Annotated in this window: 5 protein-coding genes and 1 pseudogene; 5 read left to right on the top strand and 1 reads right to left on the bottom strand. The window is 66.0% G+C overall.

Annotation, left to right across the window (positions count from 1 at the left end; genetic code table 11):
* Nucleotides 1–188 (bottom strand): annotated as a pseudogene (gene proA, locus DM995_RS22165) (glutamate-5-semialdehyde dehydrogenase); the annotation flags it as partial.
* 336 nt (nt 189–524) lie between these two features.
* Between proA and DM995_RS06185 the strand changes: the two are divergent.
* From DM995_RS06185 to DM995_RS06165, 5 genes are all read left to right on the top strand, one after another.
* Nucleotides 525–1,637 carry a M23 family metallopeptidase gene (locus tag DM995_RS06185; protein ID WP_232824109.1) on the top strand — a complete coding sequence of 371 codons (1,113 nt, stop codon included), beginning with the start codon at nt 525–527 and terminating at the stop codon, nt 1,635–1,637.
* Between the two features lie 28 nt (nt 1,638–1,665).
* On the top strand, nt 1,666–2,049 hold the full coding sequence (locus DM995_RS06180) for a bactofilin family protein (RefSeq protein ID WP_023836202.1): 384 nt from the start codon (nt 1,666–1,668) through the stop codon (nt 2,047–2,049).
* A gap of 70 nt (nt 2,050–2,119) precedes the next feature.
* Nucleotides 2,120–2,806, top strand: a complete 687-nt coding sequence (locus DM995_RS06175; protein WP_116968839.1) for a hypothetical protein — start codon at nt 2,120–2,122, stop codon at nt 2,804–2,806.
* A gap of 158 nt (nt 2,807–2,964) precedes the next feature.
* Complete coding sequence (locus DM995_RS06170; RefSeq protein ID WP_116968838.1) at nt 2,965–3,903, top strand: PDZ domain-containing protein; 939 nt, start codon at nt 2,965–2,967, stop codon at nt 3,901–3,903.
* 39 nt (nt 3,904–3,942) lie between these two features.
* Nucleotides 3,943–4,533: a GNAT family N-acetyltransferase gene (locus DM995_RS06165; RefSeq protein WP_116968837.1), complete on the top strand. Its 591-nt coding sequence runs from the start codon at nt 3,943–3,945 to the stop codon at nt 4,531–4,533.
* The last annotated feature ends 46 nt before the right edge of the window (nt 4,534–4,579 follow it).

Below are 4,579 nucleotides of genomic sequence, written 5' to 3'. Positions count from 1 at the left end.
CGCGCATTGGCGGCCAGGATGATGGCGGCATCTTCGCGCAGTGCGGCGGCGGCGGCGCGCAGTGCGTCGGCCTTGGCAGCGTCCGGCAGGCTGCGCAGCTGCTTTGCGGCATCACGCGCGGCGGCGCAGCAGGCATTGATCACGTCCTGGGGCGAGGGGCTGGCGGTGCTGGCGACGGCTTGAATCATGGCTGCGGCGTGTAACAGCCAGGGCAAAAGGTTCCAAGCCGCGACTCGGTTCGTCGCAAATATAGGAAAAAAACGACTCGCAACCGTTTGCTGCGACGATTCTGGCAGCCCGAATGACAGGAAAATTGCGGAAAATTCACGTCAGATTGCAACTCACCGCACGACTCGTCCGATTCGTGGCAAAGCCGCGGGAGTCGATTCGCTATCCGTCAGACCCTTTGCTAGCGGCGCTGCGGGGTTAAATTTAAGGGTCGAACGGGTCGCATGCGCATTCTAACGATGCGCAAGCGCGTAACGGACGCGCTTGCGCTATGGTTCCCTGATCGCGAATTTTTCATGCGGTCGCAGGGACAGATCAAATTCGTCAAGGTTTCTGCACGTCTGCAAATGACGGTGGCCGGGGCTGTCGTCGCCGCGCTGCTGCTGTGGCTGGTCATCACGCTCGCGATGCTGGTCAGCCAGTATAGCATCAGCATGGAGCGCATGGCGCTGGTGCAGCGCCAGGCCGAGATCGAAAGCTCGGCCAGCCGGGTCAAGGCCTATCGCTCGTCGGTCGAGGACGTCGCGCAGGATCTCGAAAAACGTCAGGCGTTCCTCGAGGACATCGTCACCAGCTATATCGGCGAGCAGGCCGCGAGCGAGGATGCCAGCGCCGTCGTCGGCAGCGCCGAGCAGGGCAGCAGCGACGAGGCCGCAAAGACCGCGCGCAAGATCAGCGCGATGGTGCCCGAGGCCGCAGGGCTCGCCCGCATGGAAGCGCGCCAGATCGCGTTCGTCGAACGCCTGACCCGCGCCGCAACCGTCCGCGCACGCAATGCCGAACAGGCGATCCGCAAGTTCGGCCTCAATCCCGAAACCGTCGCCCGGGCCAGCGCCAGCGCGCAGGGTGGTCCGTTCATTCCGTTCAAGGGTTCGGGCAATGCTCGGCTCGATCCGCGCTTCACGGCGCTGGGCCAGACGCTCGCGCGGATGGACGCGCTCGAGCGCGGGCTCGTCGCCATCCCCTCGGGCACGCCCGCTCTCGCGCCCGCCATCACCAGCGGCTTCGGCTATCGCCGCAATCCGTTCACCGGCGCTGCGGCGCTGCACAGCGGCATCGATTTCAAGGGCGCGCCCGGATCGCCGATCCTCGCCGCAGCACAGGGCAAGATCGTGTTCGCCGGCGTCAAATCGGGCTATGGCAATTGCGTCGAAGTGGCGCACGGCAACGGTCTGGTCACCCGCTATGCGCATATGTCGTCGATCGGCGTCCGCGTCGGCCAGAAGGTCGACAAGGGCGAGCGGCTGGGCGGCATGGGCAGCACCGGTCGTTCCACCGGCACGCACCTCCATTTCGAGGTGCGCCACAATGACCGCGCCATGAACCCGCGCCCGTTTCTGGAGGCCAATCGCGATGTTCTCAAGATCCAAGCCGTCGCCGAACAGCGGACCGACGACGCCACCCGCTAACCCCCGCTCGAACAGGTCAGGAAACAGCATGGTCGGCCATTCCACCTTCTCGGTCATCGGCGCGGACGTGGTGATCACGGGCAATATCTCGGCCAAGGTCGACCTGCATGTCGATGGCCGGGTGGAAGGCGACATTGCCTGCGCCTCGCTGGTGCAGGGCGAGGCGAGCAGCATCCATGGCGCGATCACCGCCGAATCCGCGCGGCTGGCGGGCACGGTCAACGGATCGGTCGATGCGCGCGATCTCGTCATCACCGCGACCGCCAATGTCACCGGCGATGTCAGCTACGAGACGATCACCATCGAACAGGGCGGCCATGTCGACGGCCAGTTCCGCCACAAGAGCAAGGTCATCGCGCCGCAGATCGCGAGCAGCGACGACAAGCCGGCCTTGATGCTCTCCAACGGCTGACGCTCGCTCGCGCGCAGGCGGCGCAAATGCCGCCTTGCGCTGCGCGGTGGCAGGTTTAATCATCGCCGCCATGACCAAGCCCATCCGCAGCTTCAGGCCGCACAGCCTCGCCACCGCCGTTCTCGCCACCGTTCTGCTCGCCGCGTGCCAGCAACCGGCGGAGAAACCGGCCGAGGGCGATCCGCATGCCGGGATCGAGCTGCCGCCGGGCCATCCGCAGATCGACCTGTCCGAAGGCGGCGTCGCGGCGCAACCGGGCGCGGCGCAGCATCCGCCGGTGATCAGCCTCGACGGCGAGGGGCTGCGGCTGATCGATCCCGATAGCGGTGCGACCCGCCCGCTTGCGTTCGGCGTGCCGCTCGATCAGCTCAAGCTCGTCACCGAAAAGCTCAAGGGGCCGGCGGAGACTGGCCGCGCCGAAGAATGCGGGGCAGGGCCGCTCGCCTATCTCAGCTGGAAGGATGGGCTCACGCTCTACGCGCTCGACGGGCTGTTCGCGGGCTGGGCGCTTGACGAGTCCGAGGGCCCCTCCGCCAAGGGGAAGGACGGCAAGCCCTCGCCCAAGCTCACCACGATCAGCGGCATCGGCATCGGGTCCACCCGCGCCGATCTGCTCGGTGCCTATGATGCGAAGATCGAGCAGACGACATTGGGCACCGAGTTCAACGCCGCCGGGCTTTCGGGCATTCTCGATGGCACCGGGGCCAAGGCGAAGGTGACCAATCTGTGGTCCGGGGTGAACTGCGTCTTTCGTTGACATTCGTGTCAATATTGTGCGGCTGATCGACCGGTCCTGCTGGATTTGTGCGCGGCATTGGTGCAGTTTCGCCGCGCCGGCGCGGGGCCGACTCGCAGGGGGCTGCGGGTCCGGATAAATCGTTCCCCCGCATCAGCCCGGCCCTGATTGGGGGTTTCATGTTCAAGTCTGTAACGCGCGCGTGTGCGCGCACCTCGCTGCTGTCCGGCGCTGCGCTGGCGGCGGTGGCCCTTGGCGTACCGATGACATCGGTCGCGCTGGCCCCGACCGCGGCTGCCCAGGCGGCCAAGCTGCCCAAGCCCTATGTCTCGCGCGCGATCGACGCGACGCTGATGGAGCTGACCCCGGCAGTCCGCTCGCAGTTCGGCATCAAGCCCAGGGTCAATGGCGTGCTCGTCATCTCGACCGATCCCAAGGGCATTGCCGCCAAGAACAAGATCGTGCCCGGGGACATCATCACCGACGTGCGCGGCAAGCGGGTACTCAAGCCGATCGATGTCGACACGCACGTGCTCTATTTCCTCAAGAAGGGCGACAGCGCGTTCCAGTTCGGCGGCAATCGCAACAATGCGCGCTTCAGCACCGCGGCCGAGATCACGCTGGCGCTGTTCGATGCGGTGATCGATCTGGCGACGGTGGGTTCGTGGGTCGCCTATTCGACCCCGAGCTTCAGCTATGCGACCTATTACGAGGAATATAGTTCGGTCATCGTCGAGGAATATTCGTACAGCGAGACGATCATCGAGGAGACGATCACCTCCGAAAGCTATGTCAGCGAGATCACCTCTGAAGAATCCTCGTACGAGGAGACCAGCGAAAGCTATGAGGAAAGCTCCGAAGAGGTGACCGAGGAATCGTCCGAGGAAAGCTCCGAGGAAACCAGCGAGGAATCGTCCGAGGAGGAATCGGCGGAAGAATCCGAGGACTCCGAAGAGGAAGCCGAGGAAGCCGAGGAAGCCGATGAGGCCGAGGACGAAGTCGACGAGGGCGAGGATGAGGCCGACGAGGCCGACGAGCCCGAGGAAGAGGAAGCCGATGAACCCGAGGACGAGCCCGAGGAAGACGATTCGGGCGGCGATGAAGAGCCCGAGCTCTGATCCGCTGTCCGGCCCGCCGGCAGGACTGGCGGGCCGGGCATGAGCTCGCGCTTCCTCCCCGTCGCGCCGGGCGAGATCGCCACGGTGGTGACGCATCTGGAAATGCGCGCCCGACCGGGGCCGCGCCCGGTCCGGCCGGTGCCACTGCGGCTCAAGCGCTGGAAGGCGCCGGGCATCGACAAGTATCGCGCGCTCTATCGCCGCGTCGGCGAGCCCTGGCTGTGGTTCTCGCGGCTGGCGATGGCCGATGAGGCGCTGGAGGCAATCCTTGCCGATCCGGCGGTCGAGATCTTCGCGGTGCTCGATCCCAGGGGCATCGAGATCGGGCTGCTCGAGCTCGATTTCCGTGAGGCCGCCGATTGCGAGATCGCCTTTTTCGGGCTGATCCCGCAGCTCACCGGCCAGGGCTTCGGCACGTGGCTGATGGGCCAGGCGCTCGGCCTCGCCTGGCGCGGCGGGGTGGAGCGCGTCTGGGTGCACACCTGCACGCTCGACGATCCCAGGGCGCTCGGCTTCTATATCGCGCAGGGCTTCGTGCCGACCGGGCGCGAGATCGAGCTGCTGCCCGACCCGCGCATCACCGGGCTGATCCCGCGCGATTGCGCACCGCACGTGCCGCTGATCGGGTGAACTTCCTTCCTTGGGGGGCAGGTTCCGCATTCCATCTCTCCCCTCC

This window comes from Blastomonas sp. UPD001 (assembly GCF_003426715.1).
Classification (GTDB): Bacteria; Pseudomonadota; Alphaproteobacteria; order Sphingomonadales; family Sphingomonadaceae; genus Blastomonas.
The sequence above is the reverse complement of the archived record's forward strand: the minus strand, read 5'-3'. Positions and strand labels throughout refer to the sequence as shown.

Bases quoted from the DNA above. Each gene is read 5' to 3' on its own strand.
- DM995_RS06185 (WP_232824109.1), top strand. From the start codon at position 525: ATGCGGTCGCAGGGACAGATCAAATTCGTCAAGGTTTCTGCACGTCTG.
- DM995_RS06170 (WP_116968838.1), top strand. From the start codon at position 2,965: ATGTTCAAGTCTGTAACGCGCGCGTGTGCGCGCACCTCGCTGCTGTCC.
- DM995_RS06180 (WP_023836202.1), top strand. From the start codon at position 1,666: ATGGTCGGCCATTCCACCTTCTCGGTCATCGGCGCGGACGTGGTGATC.
- DM995_RS06165 (WP_116968837.1), top strand. From the start codon at position 3,943: ATGAGCTCGCGCTTCCTCCCCGTCGCGCCGGGCGAGATCGCCACGGTG.
- DM995_RS06175 (WP_116968839.1), top strand. From the start codon at position 2,120: ATGACCAAGCCCATCCGCAGCTTCAGGCCGCACAGCCTCGCCACCGCC.